A 17,029-nucleotide genomic window follows, 5' to 3' on the forward strand; every position below is an offset into this window, starting at 1 on the left:
TCAGCGCTCCTCGCTCATGCGGCGGTTGATCGCCGCGATCTCCTGGACGTACGCGAGCCGCTGCGGGTGCTCCAGGTCGAGGATCTCGTCGTGCGACCAGTGGAAGTGGTAGGCGACGTACGCGACCTCCTCGCGGATGCGGGCCGGCGCGTACGTCACGATTCCCCCAGGCGCCCGCCGGAGACGTCGACGTCGAACCGGTGCTGGCACGCGGGGCACGCCACGGCGGCGCGCGTGTGGCCCTCGGCGTTGATGCGCCGGTACAGGTCCTGCAGGAACGCGACGTCGGACGCGAACATGTTCTCGACGACGCTCTGCGTCACGGCGCCGAGGGTGCCGAGCGACGTGATGACGCGGCTCAGCAGCACGACCGTCGTGTAGGCGGGGTTCTCCTGCACGCGCGCGTCGTACAGGGGCAGCAGCTCGTCGCGCGCCGTCGCGAGCCGCATCGTGCCGTGCCGGTGCAGCACGCCGTCGCCGTCCAGGTACCCGCGGGGCAGCTGGAAGTCGAACTCGGTGCGCAGCGTGTCCCGCCGGGCGGCCCGGGCCGGCGACGCACCGTCGGGCGCGTCGTCGACCTCGGGCTCGTCCAGAGGGACCGGCAGGGAGCGTCGCATCACGCGAACTCCATCTCGTCCCAGCACACCGTGAACGTCTCGGTCAGCGGCTCGGTGGACCCGGCCTTGAGGGTTCCGCCGAGCTCGACGTCCTTGACCCACACGTTGCGGAAGTTCATCCGCTTGAGCAGCTGGTTGTCGGACGTGTAGATCGCGACCTCGGCCGTCTTGCGGGCGTCGGCGAGCTTGCCCTCGAAGACCGCCTTGAGCCAGTCCGTGACGGTCGTCGAGTCCGTGAGGCCGCGCTTGACCTTGAACTCGCCGGCCTTCTGCCGGCCCATCATCTGCCGGGTGACGAACTTCCCGTCCGCGCCCTGCTGCTGGTAGGTCACCTTGTCGACCTCGGCCTTCAGGCCGCTGACCTCCATGACGTGCGGGACCTGGATCCCGTCGATCTTCACGGAGAACGCGTACGCGGTGGCGAGGTCGAAGGTGTCGGGGAGCGCCATGGGTCACCGTTCCTTTACGGGTCGTCCGGTCACTCGGCGACGAGGCTCGTGCCGCCGGAGAACTGCGAGAGCTGGAAGATCACGAACTCGGCCGGCTTGACCGGTGCGATCCCGATGCGGCACGTGACCTGCCCGGCGTCGATGGCCTCGGCGGGGTTGGTCTCCCGGTCGCACTGGACGAAGAAGGCCTCCTCGGGGCTGAGCCCGAACAGGGCGCCCTTGCGCCACTCGTTGACGAGGAACGACGCGATGGTGCGCCGGATCCGCGCCCACAGGGCGTCGTCGTTCGGCTCGAACACGACCCACTGGGTGCCGACGAGGATCGACTCCTCCAGGTAGTTGAAGAGCCGCCGCACGTTGACGTACCGCCACGCCGGGTCGGACGACAGGGTGCGCGCGCCCCAGACGCGCACGCCGCGGCCGGGGAACGTGCGGATCGCGTTGACGCCGACCGGGTTGAGCAGGTTGTGCTCGGCGCGCGTGATCTGCGTGGCCAGCGTGATCGCGCCGCGGATGACCTCGTTCGCGGGCGCCTTGTGCACGCCGCGGGTGTCGTCGTTGCGCGCCCAGATGCCGGCGACGTGACCGCTCGGCGGCACGAACCGGTTGGTGCCGGACGCCGGGTCGAACACCTTCACGTACGGCCAGTACAGCGCCGCGTACTTCGAGTCGTACCCGGCCTGGTCGACGCGCCAGTCCTTGATCTGCTGCGGGCCGAGCCCGGGCGGCGGGTCGAGGATCGCCATGCGGTCGCCCATGAGCTCGCAGTGCGCGATCATCGCGAGCTGCACCGCCTGGAACGTCTCCAGGTCGATCGCCCCCTGCTCCAGCGCGGCCACGAGGTCCGGCACCGCGACGATCGTCACCTCGTCGATCGCCTCGAGCCCCGAGAAGCCCGTGCGGTCCGCGGCGTCGCCGATGTAGTCGTCCGCTCCCAGGTCGCCCGTCGCGGGCGGCTCCGGCTCGGGCTCCGGCTCGATGAGGTCCGCGACGCCCTTGTCGGGCTTGACGAGCGCGCTGCCGCTCGCGAGCTCCTCGATCGTGATGAGCTTGGACTGCTGGTTGACCTTGGTCGCGACGTTGTCGTCGCCGCGCTTGGTCGTGACGTTGTCGTACGTCTCCGCAGCCTTGCCGTCGAGCAGGACGACGAGCTTGAACTGGTCGTCGGGCGCGTTCTCGCCGCCCGCCTCCGCGACCTCGACGCTCAGCTTCTTCGTCTTCGGAGCCCGCTCGCCGGCCGAGATCCGGTACGCGCCCAGCACCGCCTGCGGCACCGCGGGGAGCGCCTTCGGCGACGCGGCCGTGCGCGGCTGGTTCGCCGCGTCGTCCGCCGCACCATCGGTGCCGATGCGCACGACGTACGCGTTCGAGCCGCCGTTGAGGAAGTACCCGTACACCGAGTGCGCGAGGTACGAGCCGGGCAGGAAGTCACCGAACGTCTCCGCGTACTGCGTCCAGTTCGAGACGAGCGTCGGCGTGTTGAACGGGCCCTTGGCCGCCATGCCGACGAAGGCGGCGACGGACGTCCCGACCCCCTCGATGGGCCGGGTGCCCGCCTCCACCTCCTCGACGTAGACGCCGGGCGACAGGTAGGTCGGCATGTCCCCTCCTTCGGGCACAGGGAGTCGTGACCCCCAGCCTGGGACGGGACCCGCCGACGGTCCCGTCCGCCCGGACGCTCGGAAGGGAACAGGTGTTGCCCGATCGGGCCGCGATGCCCCGGTCGGGACGACGACGTCTGTGGTCCGCCTGGAGGCACTGTCACGAGCCTCGGAACACCCGCGCCACAACCCCCGCCCCGGCGTGAGCGAGTGGTGGCGTGACCACGCCGACCATCACATGGTCGTCCTCATGGATCCCGACGGCCCGTTCCCCGCGCCACCGGAGGCGAGGCGAACACCTGCGGGCGCGGCGAACCGCTGCCCCACGTCCTACCGCCAGCATGAGTGTTCGCGAAGGTCCGCTGACGCGCGTAAGCCCTTCGGTGGGTACGTGTCGTGGCCGCCACCGGCCGTGCCACTTGGAGTGGGCGGCGCAGTCGCGGCCGCGTGAGATCAGCTCGCCGCCGACTAGCTGTACTCGGCCGGGACGTTGGTGACGTCGGGGGCCGTTGACGACAGGAGAACCTCCGGTTGGGCTGTGGCTTGTCGAAGGCCCACACCCACCCGGAGGTTCTCGTGCCTCACGCTAACGCCCGACTGAATCTGCGTGGCCGCCAGCTGCTGATCGACCGCGTCGTGCATCAGGGTCGACCGGTCGCTCACGTCGCCCACGAGCTCGGGATCGCCCGCCAGACCGGTTACCGATGGGTCCGGCGCTGGCGCGCCGAGGGGGCCGACGGTCTCGTGGACAGGTCGTCACGGCCGCGGACGAGCCCGAGCAGGACACCGGCCGCCCTGGAGGACGCGATCTGCGCGGCGCGAGCACGTGACCGGTCAGGGCCGGACGTGCTGGGCGCGGCCCTGGGTGTCCCGGCGCGCACGATCACCAGGGTGCTGCGCCGGCGCGGGATGCCGTTGCTGCGCGACCTGGACCCGCTGACCGGCCAGGTCGTCCGGGCCAGCAAGGCCACCGCGGTCCGCTACGAACGCGACCGGCCCGGCGAGCTGGTCCACGTCGACGTCAAGAAGCTCGGGCGCATCCCCGACGGCGGCGGCTGGCGCGCCCTGGGCCGCGACGTCGCCGACCGGCACCGGGACGACCCCATCGGCTTCGACTACGTCCATTCCATGGTCGACGACCATTCCCGGCTCGCCTACTCCGAGATCCTCGCGGACGAGAAAGGCGCCACCTGCGCGGGGTTCGTGACGCGCGCCGCGGCCTACTTCGCCGCTCGCGGCATCACCTGGATCGAGCGGATCATGACCGACAACGCCTGGGCCCACCGCTGGTCACTGCGCGACGTCGCCGCCGACCTCGGCGCGAAGCAGGTCTTCATCCGCCCGCACTGCCCCTGGCAGAACGGCAAGGTCGAGCGACTGAACCGCACTCTGCAGACTGAGTGGGCCTACCGGCAGGTCTTCACCACCAACGACGAACGGGACTGCTGCAGGGCTGGTTGACACTCCATCTGTGGGACGAGGTCCCGCTGGAAGGATGTCGCTGTGCCCAAGAAGTTCCCGCCCGAGTTCAAGCGTGACGTCGTGCGGGTCGCCCGCCGCGGCGATCTGACGCACGCCGAGGTCGCCGCCGACTTCGACATCTCGATCGAGTCGGTGCGGCGCTGGGTGCGCCAGGCCGACATCGACGACGGCGTCGTGGACGGCAAGACCACCAGCGAGCAGAACGAGCTGGTCCAGCTGCGCCGCGAGAAGCGCCGGCTGGAGCAGGAGAACGAGATCCTGCGGCGCGCGGCGGCCTACTTCGCCGCCGGTTCGCTCCCAAAATGAGCTACCCGCTGGTCCGTGACCTGGCCGCCGAGGGCATCCCGGTGCGGTTGACCTGCGGGGTGCTCGGCCACTCGAGGCAGGCGTACTACGCCTGGCTCGCCGAGCCGGTCGGCCAGCGCGAACTCGAGGACGCCTGCCTGACCAACGCCCTGATCGACGCCCATGGCGACGACCCGGAGTTCGGCTACCGCTTCCTGGCCGACGAGCTCGAGCGCGCCGGCCACGGCGTCGGCGAACGCAGGGTCTGGCGGCTGTGCTCCCAGCAGCGGCTGTGGTCAACCACCGTCCGCAAGGGGCGCCGCGGCGCCGGGAAGTCCCCCGGGCCAGCGGTCCACGACGACCACGTCCGTCGGGACTTCACCGCCGCCGGCCCGGACCAGGTGTGGGTCACCGACATCACCGAGCACCCCACCGCCGAGGGCAAGGTCTACTGCTGCGCGATCAAGGACCTGTTCAGCAACCGGATCGTCGGCTACGCGATCGACGAACGGATGACCGCCCAGCTCGCCGTCACCGCGCTGCGCACCGCCGTCGCCAGACGTGCCCCGAGCGGCGTCGTGGTGGTCCACTCGGACCGCGGCGCGCAATTTCGAGCGCGGAGCTTCCGGGCGGTCCTGGCCGCCGCAGGTCTGCAGGGATCGATGGGTCGCGTCGCCTCCGCCGGGGACAACGCGGCGATGGAGTCATGGAACGCGCTGCTGCAGAAGAACGTCCTGAACCGTCGCCGCTGGGCCACCCGCGACGACCTGCACGACGCGATCGTCTTCTGGATCGAACGGACCTACAACCGCCGTCGACGCCAGCGCGCCCTCGGCAAGCTCACCCCGGTCGAGTTCGAGCTCGCCTTCACCGCCCAGAACGCCGCCCTTGCGGCATGATCACCACTCACGCCGTGTCAACCGACCCTGCAGCAGTCCCAATCGGGCCTGGTATCCAGGACGCGATCTCGCCGACAACCGCGGCGGCCTTGACCAGGCCTCTCCACGAGAAGGTGCCGCCTAGGTCGGTGCAGTTGATGGGGTCGGCGTTGCAGTAGTCATAGGCGTTGGCGGAGCCGCCGGGGACGGGGTCGACTTGCAGGAAGCGGCCCAGGGTGGGGGTGTAGAGGCGGACGCCCATGAGGATGGTGCCGGTGGGGGTGTCGGCGGAGCGTTGTGCGGCACCGAGCCACCCGTATCGGGCCGGGGGTGCGTTCGAAGTGGCGCCGGAGGTCAGGGGTTGGGGGACGCCGAACTCGTCGAACGCGGTGCGGGTCAGGGTGGTGTAGTCGGCGTTCGGTTGGTCGTCGGGGATGGGGAGGGTGGCGGTGATGTCGCCGTGCAGGTCGACGAGCTGCAGGACGCGGCCACCGGTCTTGGCGGTCTGGACGGCGATGTTGCCGTCGGCGCCTTCGACGTAGCGGGAGACCTTGTCGGGCTGGGTGAGGTCCTCGGCGATCCAGGACGGTTCGTCTCCGTCGCCGTCGTAGTGGTTGAGCGACTCGGTGGAGTTCGCCCAGGCACCGTTGACCCAGGCGAAGGTGTCCTGCTCGTGGAACCGCTGCAGCGGGTCGAGGGTCCAGGTCGTGCGCTCGACCTCGGGGACTTCCTGGGCGGCGACCAGGTCGTTGACGTGGTACCCGGTGGTCGCCACGGCGGTGCTGTCGGCGGTGGGCATGGCGGTGATCCGCCCAGCGGGTCGTAGGCCCACGCCGAGCCGTTGCTGCCGCTGGTCGTGACGAGCCGGTCGGCGGAGTCGTAGGTCGAGGTGGTCACGCTCGCACCGGTCATGCCGGGGCACGGGCCGTTCGCCGCCCCGGTGGCGGTGGTGAACGACGTGCGGTTGGTGTGGGTGTCGAACCCGTACAGCCGGCTCGTGCACGCGCCCGTCGTGGTGGAGGTGTCGTCGACGGCGGTCAGGCGCCCGAGCCGGTCGTAGGTGTAGTCCTGGCTCCCGACGTCGGTGGTGGTGTGGGTGATCCACTGCCCGCGGTGGTTCTCCACCACCGAGTCCGCTGCGATCGTCTCGCCGTCGGAGGTGCGGGTGTAGGTGCGGGCGACCGGGACACGGGCGGTGTCGTAACCGATGGTGAGCGTGACGCCGCCGGGCAGGGTCTGGGACTCCAGCTGCCCGTCCGGGCCCCAGGTCGGGACGATGTCACCCGCGACCGATGCCCAACGGCGCCTCATGGGCACCCTGTCGGTCGACTCGCTCACAGCGACCGGGCGAGCCTCAGGCGCTTTGCGATCACTCGTTCCTGGCGGCCCATGCGTGACTTCTCGAGCCGGTCATCCGTGGTGTACCCGGCTAACGCCGTCAGCGGCTCCTCGTCGTCCCTTCCCGTGAGGACGAGCGAGGGCACATACGACTCCGCGATCATGCCCCCAGCAGTCACGACTCGAGTGGCTTCGATCTGCGACCACAGCCGGTGCCGCTGGCTGACGTACCCGTAGTAATGGACGCCTACGTGATCGACGACGACCCGAACGAAGGGGCAGCGAAGAAGCAGGTACAGCCCTGGCAGGCCCATGAGGGCAGTCGTCACGAGGATCGTGCTGAGTTCCGCTCCGGGATCGAGCGATGACGCTGCACCGGTGACGAAAGCCACGAGTCCGAGTGTCCAGACAAGCCAACGCCAGGGCGACCGTAGGGTCACCCGATCGTTTTTAGCCTGCATTGCTTCCTCCAGCATGCGCACTCCAACAAGGGGGCGCAATCATTCAGTACGATGGCAGTCTCAACCGGTCAACGCACCACGGCGCCCGTCGCGCCTGGACGGCAGTGTGCCGGGCTGGCGCGAGTTGCGGTTCCGATCGTGCTCGCCGGGACAGTTCGGGTGTGCACGCGCTTCCGGCGAAGAAGCGCGGTTGATGTGGGATCCACGAGGGCGAGTGTGGGTATGTCGCGGAGCCGACTGATCGACAAGTGGGAAGACGACTTGCCCGGCCTTTCTGACGACGGCGTGCGAGATCGCGTGCGCATGGCTCGGGCGAACGCCGCGGACGCTGTTGCTCCAGGTACGGGTCGGAATCCGAAGGCGGGCCGGATGTGGCGCGCGAAGTTGCAGTCGGCTGAGGCCGAGCTGTTGCGGCGCGGTCTGCGGCCCTAGTCCCGTGGCGCCTTGTCAAGGAGTCGCTCGGTGTCCTCTGGTATCAACAGGTTGAGCGAGGGCAGGAGCTGGAGGTCGTCGAGGGACCCGGGTCGTTCGGTTACCACTCTGGTGGGATTCCGGTCGTCGACGCTCAGGACCGTGACGCGCCCGCGTTCGTAGTGAACGACCTCCGCGAACGGCCACTGGTCACGAACGAACTGCGGGTGCACGCCCAGTGCGGTCCAGGTGCCGTCACGCAGCGCATAGTCGACCAGCTTGGCTCTCGCGTCGGCGCGGCCAGGCTCGGGCAGGGTGAACGGGTGCCCCGGTTCTGCTCCGTCAGGCGCTTGACTGAACAGGTAGACCGCGACGATTCGACCTCTCGGCACTCGTCGAGCGACAACCGCGAAGCCGTCAGGGCGACCAGGTCGAGGGAGGAGGAACGTCGAGCCCTCCGGGATCGACGTGCTCATGCCTAGCGCACTCCCTTAATCGAGTGACTCACCCTTCAATCGTCCGGCTCCCAAGCCTTCAGGTTGGGAGACGCGCCCTAGCCGCACCGGCGGTACCCGATCTGGTCAAGGTCGTCCGCCAACGCCGCCATGTCGGTCTCGGGGTTGAGGCGCTGCACGAGCTCCTGCGTCAGAGGTTCGAGCGCGAAGACCGCGCGGACCGCGCTCGAGTCGACCTGCGACTCGTAGTAGTCCTCGACGAAGCGCTCGTAGGCCTCGGGGGAATAGTCCACCAGCATCGCGAAGAGCCAGTTCGCCCCGTCAGGATCGTCGCCGGAGGGAAAGGCGATGTCCCCGGCGTGCCAGCCGTCGTCCTCGGTCTGGCGCCACAGGCATACCGTGGCCAGCAAGGTCGCGCCGTCACTGAACGCCGGCTCCGTGACATGGTCGGCGAAGACCGCCGGCACGCTCTCGACGAGTCCGGGCCACAACCTCCCGTTGTTGACGTACGGGCTCATGTCCGATTCGTGGTCGAACCCGCGGACGAACACCCCGGCTGAGGCAAAGACGATCGACCACTCGTCGCCCGACCCGTTACGCATGGACGCCATGTCCTCATCCGGCGCCCAGTGTGAGTCGAACGAGAAGTACCGCCCGTCCCACTCCGGGCTCATCACAGCGTCCAGGGTCGCCAACACGCGACACCGGTCACGAAGCAGCGAGATCTGCGGCAGGGCGCGGGCGACATCGTGCGCGGTCATAGGGACATTGAACTCGGGGTGACGTCCGACTCAGGTAAAGACGGTGGGACGCGCGGTGACACGGGCGAGGCGGGGCGCGTGGGCCCAGGCGTAGCTGGGCGACGCTAGGCGCGCCGCCAGAACGTCGGTCGCCACCAATACAGGGTTGTGAGATCCGACGGCCAGGGGGACTCTTGGACGCCTCGGCCCTCGAAGCGATCGACCGTTAGGTCGACCGGTCGCCATCCATCGTCCAGCGGTTCGGACTCGTCAGCGGGGCGCACGTGTCCGATGAACCGACGCTCCATCGCGCCGAGTTCGACATAGGCACGCTGTGCCTCGATCAGCGACGGCGTGTTGGCGCCACCGCGATAGTTCGGCCATCGCAGCTGGACAGCGTCGTCCTCCCAGAAGCAGACGGCACAGATCTCATAGCTACCCGGCGCTTCGCCGAACGTGATGTGCCCACAGCACGGGCACGGATAGCCCTGCTCCGATTCGTCCACGACGCCTCCGGCTCCACATACCGCTTCGGCTCGTCCACTGAGTGGCGAACATGTCCCAGGTCGTGGCGTCGTCGGGGGCTCACGCCTCGACGCCTCACGGAACTCTCGTCGCGATTGTAGAGATCCCACAGGGCGCCGAAACTGATGGCGACCTCAACCGGTCGCGACGTCGTAGGCGTTGTTCGACGCGACGGTCGTCGATGCCCCACCGTGCATGGTCGTACTGCTGGACGCGAGATTCGCGCGCGCCGGCTCCCAACGGCGCAAAGTCGGTGGTCCGGACCGCTGGCACCACGGCGGCAAACTGCGGCTACCTGCATGGGTTTGCATAGGCGCTCGACCAGGCGCGATGCGGTCCCGCCTCTCGCCAACCGCGCTCCTAGGCCCGAGCGCTAAGCCATTCGGCGATCGCGCGCTCTTGTCGGGCCATGCAACGGCGGGCGGTCCGCCTACCCGTCGATGCCGGCGCCATCTCGCGGGGTCCGGATCGAGGTCATGTTTCGCAGCCGGCCACGCCCGTCGGGGCGGGGCACCATCCGCGGTGACGCTCAACGCTCCTCCGTTCGCACAACGACCAGCAGATCGTCGAAGGAGGGATCGCCGAGCCCATCGCTGCAGCGCAGCGTCACAGACTTCCCGTCACACTCAACCAGCATGCCCGCATTTCCAACCCAGGCCTGGATCAATCCGCTGGCGCCGCGCCACTCATTCCAGACGGCGACGTTCGGTCGACGAGTTCGATGCGTGGCTTCAACCTGGAACGAGATGTTCCAGGCATCGCTTCAATCGCCGATCCAGAGGTTGACCTCCGTGCCGCGGTCACCGTCTGGGTCCACGAACTCGCCGTCTCTGACGGAGAGGCGAAGTCCTTGCGTTACCTCACCGGGGGCCTTGAACTGCTGGACCTCCACCGTGATCAGGGTCGGAGACCCAGGGGCTTCATAGGTGGCGTGCACGTCGAGGCCGTCCCACGTGATGACGTTCGACCTCGCCGCGACATACATCTCGCCGAATTCCATGTCGTTCACTGGTGACCCTGATGGTTGAGGTGGCGACGCCCGCGAGCGCGGTAAAGCCCGACACGAGGCAGAGGGTGCCCACGACGAGCGCCGGCACGGCTCGCAGGTCGCCGCCGAGGGTGCGCTCCACCACGAGGATCACGGCCCCGGCACCGAGGACGAACGCAGGCGAGCGCGAGCGGCAGCCGCCCGGGTCCCCAGTGCCGGCCGGACACGAGCTTGTGGTAGGCCGCGCCGGTCGCGAGGACCACGAGCGCACCGGGCAGCGCCGCGACGAGCAGCACCGCGACGAGCAGCACCGTGTCGAGCATCGTCTGCGCCACCGTCCAGTCGTCGAGGGACGCCTGACCGTAGCGCGGCCGTCACGCCTAGGTGTACTCGGCCGGGACGTTGGTGACGTCGGGGGCCGTTGACGACAGGAGAACCTCCGGTTGGGCTGTGGCTTGTCGAAGGCCCACACCCACCCGGAGGTTCTCGTGCCTCACGCTAACGCCCGACTGAATCTGCGTGGCCGCCAGCTGCTGATCGACCGCGTCGTGCATCAGGGTCGACCGGTCGCTCACGTCGCCCACGAGCTCGGGATCGCCCGCCAGACCGGTTACCGATGGGTCCGGCGCTGGCGCGCCGAGGGGGCCGACGGTCTCGTGGACAGGTCGTCACGGCCGCGGACGAGCCCGAGCAGGACACCGGCCGCCCTGGAGGACGCGATCTGCGCGGCGCGAGCACGTGACCGGTCAGGGCCGGACGTGCTGGGCGCGGCCCTGGGTGTCCCGGCGCGCACGATCACCAGGGTGCTGCGCCGGCGCGGGATGCCGTTGCTGCGCGACCTGGACCCGCTGACCGGCCAGGTCGTCCGGGCCAGCAAGGCCACCGCGGTCCGCTACGAACGCGACCGGCCCGGCGAGCTGGTCCACGTCGACGTCAAGAAGCTCGGGCGCATCCCCGACGGCGGCGGCTGGCGCGCCCTGGGCCGCGACGTCGCCGACCGGCACCGGGACGACCCCATCGGCTTCGACTACGTCCATTCCATGGTCGACGACCATTCCCGGCTCGCCTACTCCGAGATCCTCGCGGACGAGAAAGGCGCCACCTGCGCGGGGTTCGTGACGCGCGCCGCGGCCTACTTCGCCGCTCACGGCATCACCCGGATCGAGCGGATCATGACCGACAACGCCTGGGCCTACCGCTGGTCACTGCGCGACGTCGCCGCCGACCTCGGCGCGAAGCAGGTCTTCATCCGCCCGCACTGCCCCTGGCAGAACGGCAAGGTCGAGCGACTGAACCGCACTCTGCAGACTGAGTGGGCCTACCGGCAGGTCTTCACCACCAACGACGAACGAGCCGCCGCCCTTGCCCCCTGGCTCGAGCACTACAACACTCGACGACGCCACAACGCCCTGGGCGGACTCCCACCCGTCAGCCGACTGTCACCAACCTGACGGCCGAGTACACCTAGGCGGGCTCTTCCTCGGCCTCTTCCTCGGGCGCCTCGCGCTGCACGGGGGCGTCGTCGCTCTCGTCCCGCTGGACGACGCCGATCTCCTCGCGCTGCACGACCGCACCGGCGGCGGGGTCGGCGCTGCGCTGCGTCGGGGCGGGGGCGGCCATGGCGCGCTCGGCGTTCGCGGCGGCCGCGGTCTCGAAGCGGTCGCCGGGGTCGGAGACGCTGATGCCGCCACCGGTCGGGGTGCCGTCGACGGCGCCGCTGCGCTGCTGGACGACGTGCGTCAGCTCGTGCGCGAGCGTGGTGCGGCCGGCCTGGCTCGACGGGTCGTAGGCGTCGCGCTGGAAGACGATGTTCGACCCCACCGTGTAGGCGTGCGCGTTGACGGCGTGCGCGGAGTCGGCGGCGGCACCGTCGGTGTGGACCCGCACGTCGCCGAAGTCGGCGCCGAGGCGGCCCTCCATGTCGGTGCGCACGTCCGGGTCGAGCGGGCGTCCGCCGCCCGAGCCGACCACGTCGAGGACGGGCGAGCGCTCCTCCTCGACGAGCCCCGAGGTCGCCGCGTTGCCGGCCGTGCGCTGCAGGTGCGCGAGGCCGCCGGCGTCGAGCCGGTCGGGCCGCCCTGCGGACAGCGCGCGGGCGACGACGGGCGCCTGGTCGCGCTCGTCGACCCGGCTGGACCGGGGGCGTGCCTCGCCGGGCAGGTCCTGGTGGTCGTGGCTGTGCATCGTCGACCCCTCTCGGCGCGGTCCGCTCGACCGTGCCGACGCTGCCACGTGACCGCTCGTGCGGGCAGGCCCGGTGGTCCGCCCCCGCGGGCACGACTCGTGGCCCGATCGGGCAGCCCCGCGCCGGTCGTCGTGCTACCAAGTGCGGGTGCGCCTGTCCGAGCTCGCCGCGACCTCCGGCGCCAGCATCCCGACCATCAAGTTCTACCTGCGCGAGGGGCTGCTCCCGCCGGGTCGCACGGTGTCGGCGCGGCAGGCGGAGTACGACGAGTCCCACGTCGAGCGGCTGCGGCTGGTCCGGGCGCTGATCGACGTGGGCGGGCTGTCGGTCGCTGCGGTGAAGGAGGTGCTGGCGGCGACTCAGGTGGGGGTCGACGAGGCGGTCGGCACGGCCCACGCGGCGCTCCCGCCGGGGGTGCCGGGGCCGGGGCCGTTCGCGCGGGCGAGCCGCGTCGTGCGGGACCTCGGCTGGGCGGTCGACGAGTCGAGCGCGGCGATGGGTCGCCTGGAGCAGGCGCTCGCGGCCGTCGAGTCGGTCGGGCTGCCGCTGGACGACGAGCTGCTGGGCGCGTACGCGTCGGCGGCGCTCGCGGTCGCCCGGTACGACGTCGGCTCGGCGGCGCAGGACCGTGCCCAGGGTGCGGTCGACGCGGTGACGTACGTCGTCCTGGGCACGGTCCTGTACGAGCCGGTGCTGCTGGCCCTGCGCCGGCTCGCGCAGAGCCACGTCTACGGCGAGCGGTTCAGTCGCGGACCCGGCACAGCCAGCTGAGCACGTGGTCGGCCACGACGGGCGCCTGGAACGTCGCGTTGTGGTCGCCGGGGACGATGCGCAGCCGCGTGTCGTACCCGTGGTCGCGCAGCAGCGCCGCGAAGTCCTCGGCGACCGCGGTGTCGAGCAGCAGCTCGTCGGCGTCGCCCTGGACGACGAGCGCGTCGAGGTGCTGGCGGGGACGGTCCACGAGGTACGTCTCGGTCGCGGCGGCCGCGTACAGCTCGGGCGCCTCCTCGGCCGTGGCGCCCATCATCGGCCACGCCCACTGCCCGACGACGCGCAGGTCGTAGATGCCGGACAGGCCGACCCAGCCGTCGATCTCGACGGGCCGGTACGGGCACGCGTCGGTGCGGAACGCGTCGTCGCCGAACGCGGCGAGCGAGCTGAGGTGCGCGCCGGCGGAGTGTCCGAGCACGACGACCGGGCCCGGGCGGTACCCGGCGCGGCGCACGGCGTCGACGCCCGCGTCGACCGCGCACCGGACGTCCTGCGCCGGGACGGGGAACCGCGTGCCCTCGCCGCTGATCCGGTAGGTCGCGTTGGAGACCGCGACGCCACGGGCGGCGAGGGCCTCGGCGAGCTGCCCGAGGCCGGAGCGGTCGGCGGTCTGCCACCCTCCTCCGGGGATCATGACGACGACGGGCACGCGGCCGCGCGCGGGGCGTGCGGGCAGGTGCAGGTCCGCCTCGACGCCGGGCAGGTACTCCGACGTGACGGGTGCGGGCGGCTGCGGGCGGGTGCCGTGGGCCTGTGCCGCGGGTGCCGCGAACGCGGCGAGCGGCAGGGTGAGCGCGGCTGCGGCGAGAGCGGCGGCGACGCGGCGCGGGGTCCGGCGCAGGTGCGCGGGGACGCGGGCGGCGGTGCGGGTGACGACGGTGGCGGTCATCGGATCCTCCTCGATCGGATGACTCATGGATAGTGGAACTATCCATTCGTGCCAAGAGGGTGTTCACGAGGCGACGCCGGAGCGCGTGCCGCCCGTGGCCGGAGCCGTCAGACGAGCAGGTCCCAGTACCGCCCGAACTCGCTCTCCAGGGTCAGCCGCCCGAGCTTGCGGTACTCGCGGTGCACGGCCGTGACGACGTGCCGCATCGCGACCGTCCCGCCGTCGGCCGCCGCGAGGTAGGCGGCGGTGACCGCAGCCGACCGGATCGCGCCGCCCGCGAGCTCGAACGTGTCGGCGCAGAACGCGAGGTCCACGTCGTCGGCCCGCGGCACGCGTCGCCCCAGGCACCGGTCCCACAGCGCGAGGCGCTGGCCCGCGTCGGGCAGGGGGAAGTCGACGACGACGTCGAGGCGGCGGATGAACGCCTCGTCGATGTTGGCGCGCAGGTTCGTCGCGAGGACGACGAGCCCGTCGAACGTCTCCATGCGCTGCAGGAGGTAGGCGGACTCGATGTTGGCGTACCGGTCGTGCGCGTCCTTGACCTCGCTGCGCCGCCCGAACACCGCATCGGCCTCGTCGAACAGCAGGACCGCGTTGACCCCGGCCGCCCCCGCGAAGATGCGTTCGAGGTTCTTCTCCGTCTCGCCGATGTACTTGTCGACGACGGTCGCGAGGTCGACGACGTACAGGTCGAGGCCGAGCTCGTGCGCGACGACCTCGGCGGACATCGTCTTGCCGGTCCCCGAGTCGCCCGCGAACAGCGCGCCGACGCCGTGCCCGCGCCCGCCGCCGGGCCGCATCCGCCAGTCGCCCAGCACCTGCTCACGGAACCGGGCCCGGGTCGCGATCTCGTGCAGCGACGTCAGCACCGGCGTAGGCAGGACCAGGTCGTCCCACCCGACGGCCGGGTCGACGCGGCGCGCGAGCCGCTCCAGGGCCGTCCCGTTCTCGCCGCGCGCGCCGACGCGGACGTGCTCCTCGGTCAGCGCGCCGTCGAGCGTCGCCTGCTGCCGCGCCGCCTGCGCCGCCCGGGCCACCTGCTCGGGCCGCAGCCGGAACGGCGCCGTCGTCGCGGTCGTGTCGAGGTCCGCGCCGAGCGACCGGGTCCACAGGTCGGTCCGCTCGGCCACCGTCGAGGCGGGCACGTCCACGACGACGGGCGGCCACTCCGACCACGCCGGGTCCCACGTCGTCGCGCCGACCACGAGCACGGGCGCGCGCGACGCGAGCAGCCGCCGCAGCGCCGGCCGGCGCTCCGTGAGCGCCTCGACGTCGCCGAGCACCACGCCGCCGTCGACGAGCATCGCCTCGCGCGCGACGAGCCCCGCCGCCGTCTCCGGGTCCGCCGACGCCGCGACCGCGGGCCCGTCGGCGACGACCGCCGCCCGTCCTGCCGCGCGCAGGGCCCGCACCGCGAGCACGCGCCCCGACCCCGTCGGGGACTCCCGCAGGTACACGAGCCGCGCCCCCGACGTGAGGGCCGTGACGACGCGCGCCGGGTCGCCCCACGCGACGTCCGGGACGTCCGCGAGCACCCCGAGCACGGCCGGGTCGGGGGAGTCGTCGCCCAGGAGGTGCCCCACGACGCGGTCCGGGACGCGCAGCGGGCGGCTCGGCAGCGGCCGGTCCGCGTCCTCCACGACCAGCAGCCCGCCCTCCACGAGTGGCCCGTGCTCCAGCCGCGCCCGCCCCGCGGCCGACGCGAGCGGCACGCCGCACAGAGCGAGCGCGACGCCCGCCGACGGCCGCCGCCTCGTGACGTCGTCGTTCAGGTAGCCGAACAGCTGCTCGAACCGCGTGTCGACCTCGCACGCGAGCGCGACCAGCAGCAGCTCGACGTCCAGCGGCTCGAGCGCGAACGTGCGGGCCAGCCACCGCAGCCGCAGCCGGGCGCCGGCCGCCTCCGCCGCGTCCGCGGCCGCCTCGACGTCCCGCGTGCGCGCCGTGACCGCCTCGGACAGCGGCTGCACGCCCGGGCCCGCGAGCAGCCGGTCCACCGCCTCGTCGCTCAGGTACAGGCCGCGGAACGGGTCGTCCGGCTGCGGGTCGTCGGAGCGGCGGCGCGCGACGAGCACCCGCACCCGCTCCTCGACCGCCGCGAGCCGGCCGAGCAGGTGCGCCGTGCTGGGGTCCGACCGGACCTCGGCGTCGGTCGTCATCGCCGTCATCGCCGCTTGCGGGCGCGGGCCCGGGGCGACGAGGTCGACCCGCCGGGCGCGGGCCGGGGCGTCGGGGCGGGCGGGACGTGCGCGTGCGCGCCGAGGTCCTGCCCGCCGCCGTCCGTGTCGTGCAGGTCGATCCGCAGCCCCTCCTCGACTGGCGGGCCGAACGGGACGCTCACCGGCGTCAGCACCGGCACGTCGACCACGACGTCGATCGACGGCTTCAGCTCCCCGCCGAGCGCCGTCCACACGTCCGCGAAGCCGCGGTCCTCGGGCGGCGGCAGCCCGACGAACAGCGGCACGCGCGCCCCGTGGTCCGCGAGCTGCGGGTCGAGCACGCGCCCGGGCAGCGCGTCGAACCGCAGCAGGTACGCGAGCGTCGCGTCGAGCAGCCGGTGCTCGTCCTCGGGCCGCTGCGTCCACGCCGTCACCAGGTAGGACAGACGGAAGTGCCGCGGCGGCAGGAACCGCGCGGTGACCTCGCCCTCGCGGCGGTTCTCGAGGAACCCGCGGCTGCGGCGGCGCAGGTCCTCGCGCAGGTCGTAGAGGTAGACGTCGATCGTCGGGGCGTTGCGACGTGCCGCCCAGTCCTTCGTGGGTGCGTCGAGCACGACCTCCACGTCCGAGCTGTCCACGGCCTCGCGCACGAGCGTCCGCAGCGCCTCGTCGACCTGTCCGATCATGCGCTCTCGACCTCCCGGGACACCGTCCCGCCGCGGCACCCCTCGCGGCGACGGGGCACCGGTCAGGCGATCAGGCAGCCGTCCGCGCCCGAAAGGGCACCCGCCCGCC

At 71.6% G+C, this 17,029-nt stretch carries 18 protein-coding genes and 1 pseudogene; 5 read left to right on the plus strand and 14 right to left on the minus strand.

The features are described from left to right. From CELF_RS20580 to CELF_RS00835, 4 genes are read right to left on the minus strand one after another with little or no spacing between them, the layout of a single operon-like run. Positions 1–159 carry a DUF6760 family protein gene (locus tag CELF_RS20580; RefSeq protein WP_013769342.1) on the minus strand — a complete coding sequence of 53 codons (159 nt, stop codon included), beginning with the start codon at positions 157–159 and terminating at the stop codon, positions 1–3. Continuing rightward, complete coding sequence (locus CELF_RS00825; RefSeq protein WP_013769343.1) at positions 156–617, minus strand: hypothetical protein; 462 nt, start codon at positions 615–617, stop codon at positions 156–158. Before CELF_RS00825 ends, CELF_RS20580 begins: the two co-directional genes overlap by 4 nt. Next, positions 617–1,066: a phage tail protein gene (locus tag CELF_RS00830; protein ID WP_013769344.1), complete on the minus strand. Its 450-nt coding sequence runs from the start codon at positions 1,064–1,066 to the stop codon at positions 617–619. The genes CELF_RS00825 and CELF_RS00830 overlap by 1 nt, the downstream gene beginning before the upstream one ends. Before the next feature lie 29 nt (positions 1,067–1,095). Beyond that, entirely contained in the window at positions 1,096–2,667 is a 1,572-nt protein-coding gene (locus CELF_RS00835) for a phage tail sheath family protein (RefSeq protein WP_013769345.1), read from the minus strand. Here CELF_RS00835 and CELF_RS21325 point away from each other — a divergent pair. The 3 genes and pseudogenes from CELF_RS21325 to CELF_RS00850 all read left to right on the plus strand — a co-directional run bounded on the left by CELF_RS21325 (position 2,666) and on the right by CELF_RS00850 (position 5,333). Beyond that, entirely contained in the window at positions 2,666–3,118 is a 453-nt protein-coding gene (locus CELF_RS21325; RefSeq protein ID WP_083835662.1) for a DUF4913 domain-containing protein, read from the plus strand. The genes CELF_RS00835 and CELF_RS21325 overlap by 2 nt on opposite strands. Before the next feature lie 125 nt (positions 3,119–3,243). After that, positions 3,244–4,122: pseudogene (locus tag CELF_RS00840) on the plus strand (IS481 family transposase); the annotation flags it as partial. A gap of 48 nt (positions 4,123–4,170) precedes the next feature. Continuing rightward, positions 4,171–5,333 (plus strand): IS3 family transposase gene (locus tag CELF_RS00850; protein WP_232014282.1). Its coding sequence is split into 2 segments (ribosomal slippage): positions 4,171–4,432 and positions 4,432–5,333, totalling 1,164 coding nucleotides; the frame shifts between segments, so codons are not numbered across the junction. A 7-nt stretch (positions 5,334–5,340) separates the two neighbouring features. Here CELF_RS00850 and CELF_RS00855 read toward each other — a convergent pair. The 6 genes from CELF_RS00855 to CELF_RS00880 form a co-directional block, all read right to left on the minus strand. After that, entirely contained in the window at positions 5,341–6,111 is a 771-nt protein-coding gene (locus CELF_RS00855) for an RHS repeat-associated core domain-containing protein (RefSeq protein ID WP_041553294.1), read from the minus strand. Between the two features lie 535 nt (positions 6,112–6,646). After that, entirely contained in the window at positions 6,647–7,042 is a 396-nt protein-coding gene (locus tag CELF_RS00860) for a hypothetical protein (RefSeq protein WP_126297630.1), read from the minus strand. 497 nt (positions 7,043–7,539) lie between these two features. Further along, the gene (locus tag CELF_RS00865; RefSeq protein ID WP_013769350.1) at positions 7,540–7,998 is read right to left on the minus strand and encodes a hypothetical protein; all 459 of its coding nucleotides are present in this window, start codon (positions 7,996–7,998) and stop codon (positions 7,540–7,542) included. A gap of 77 nt (positions 7,999–8,075) precedes the next feature. Further along, on the minus strand, positions 8,076–8,738 hold the full coding sequence (locus tag CELF_RS00870) for a hypothetical protein (protein WP_013769351.1): 663 nt from the start codon (positions 8,736–8,738) through the stop codon (positions 8,076–8,078). A 104-nt stretch (positions 8,739–8,842) separates the two neighbouring features. Next, the gene (locus tag CELF_RS00875) at positions 8,843–9,223 is read right to left on the minus strand and encodes a CPCC family cysteine-rich protein (protein WP_013769352.1); all 381 of its coding nucleotides are present in this window, start codon (positions 9,221–9,223) and stop codon (positions 8,843–8,845) included. A 782-nt stretch (positions 9,224–10,005) separates the two neighbouring features. Next, positions 10,006–10,251 carry a hypothetical protein gene (locus tag CELF_RS00880; protein ID WP_126297631.1) on the minus strand — a complete coding sequence of 82 codons (246 nt, stop codon included), beginning with the start codon at positions 10,249–10,251 and terminating at the stop codon, positions 10,006–10,008. 467 nt (positions 10,252–10,718) lie between these two features. Here CELF_RS00880 and CELF_RS00885 point away from each other — a divergent pair, with 467 nt between their 5' ends. Further along, on the plus strand, positions 10,719–11,681 hold the full coding sequence (locus tag CELF_RS00885) for an IS481 family transposase (protein WP_083835766.1): 963 nt from the start codon (positions 10,719–10,721) through the stop codon (positions 11,679–11,681). A 13-nt stretch (positions 11,682–11,694) separates the two neighbouring features. Here the strand turns inward: CELF_RS00885 and CELF_RS00890 are convergent, their stop codons facing one another. Then, entirely contained in the window at positions 11,695–12,414 is a 720-nt protein-coding gene (locus tag CELF_RS00890) for an eCIS core domain-containing protein (RefSeq protein WP_013769355.1), read from the minus strand. A 148-nt stretch (positions 12,415–12,562) separates the two neighbouring features. Between CELF_RS00890 and CELF_RS00895 the strand changes: the two genes are divergently transcribed. Further along, the gene (locus tag CELF_RS00895; protein ID WP_041553661.1) at positions 12,563–13,186 is read left to right on the plus strand and encodes a MerR family transcriptional regulator; all 624 of its coding nucleotides are present in this window, start codon (positions 12,563–12,565) and stop codon (positions 13,184–13,186) included. On the opposite strand, the gene CELF_RS19285 is transcribed toward CELF_RS00895, so the two are convergent. The 3 genes from CELF_RS19285 to CELF_RS00910 all read right to left on the minus strand — a co-directional run bounded on the left by CELF_RS19285 (position 13,158) and on the right by CELF_RS00910 (position 16,920). Further along, the gene (locus tag CELF_RS19285; protein ID WP_013769357.1) at positions 13,158–14,075 is read right to left on the minus strand and encodes an alpha/beta hydrolase; all 918 of its coding nucleotides are present in this window, start codon (positions 14,073–14,075) and stop codon (positions 13,158–13,160) included. The genes CELF_RS00895 and CELF_RS19285 overlap by 29 nt on opposite strands. 107 nt (positions 14,076–14,182) lie before the next feature. After that, positions 14,183–16,234: an ATP-binding protein gene (locus tag CELF_RS21330; RefSeq protein ID WP_126297632.1), complete on the minus strand. Its 2,052-nt coding sequence runs from the start codon at positions 16,232–16,234 to the stop codon at positions 14,183–14,185. A 5-nt stretch (positions 16,235–16,239) separates the two neighbouring features. Continuing rightward, positions 16,240–16,920: a Pvc16 family protein gene (locus CELF_RS00910; protein ID WP_013769359.1), complete on the minus strand. Its 681-nt coding sequence runs from the start codon at positions 16,918–16,920 to the stop codon at positions 16,240–16,242. Between the last annotated feature and the right edge of the window lie 109 nt (positions 16,921–17,029).

The sequence above is a fragment of the Cellulomonas fimi ATCC 484 genome (assembly GCF_000212695.1).
GTDB lineage: Bacteria > Actinomycetota > Actinomycetes > Actinomycetales > Cellulomonadaceae > Cellulomonas > Cellulomonas fimi.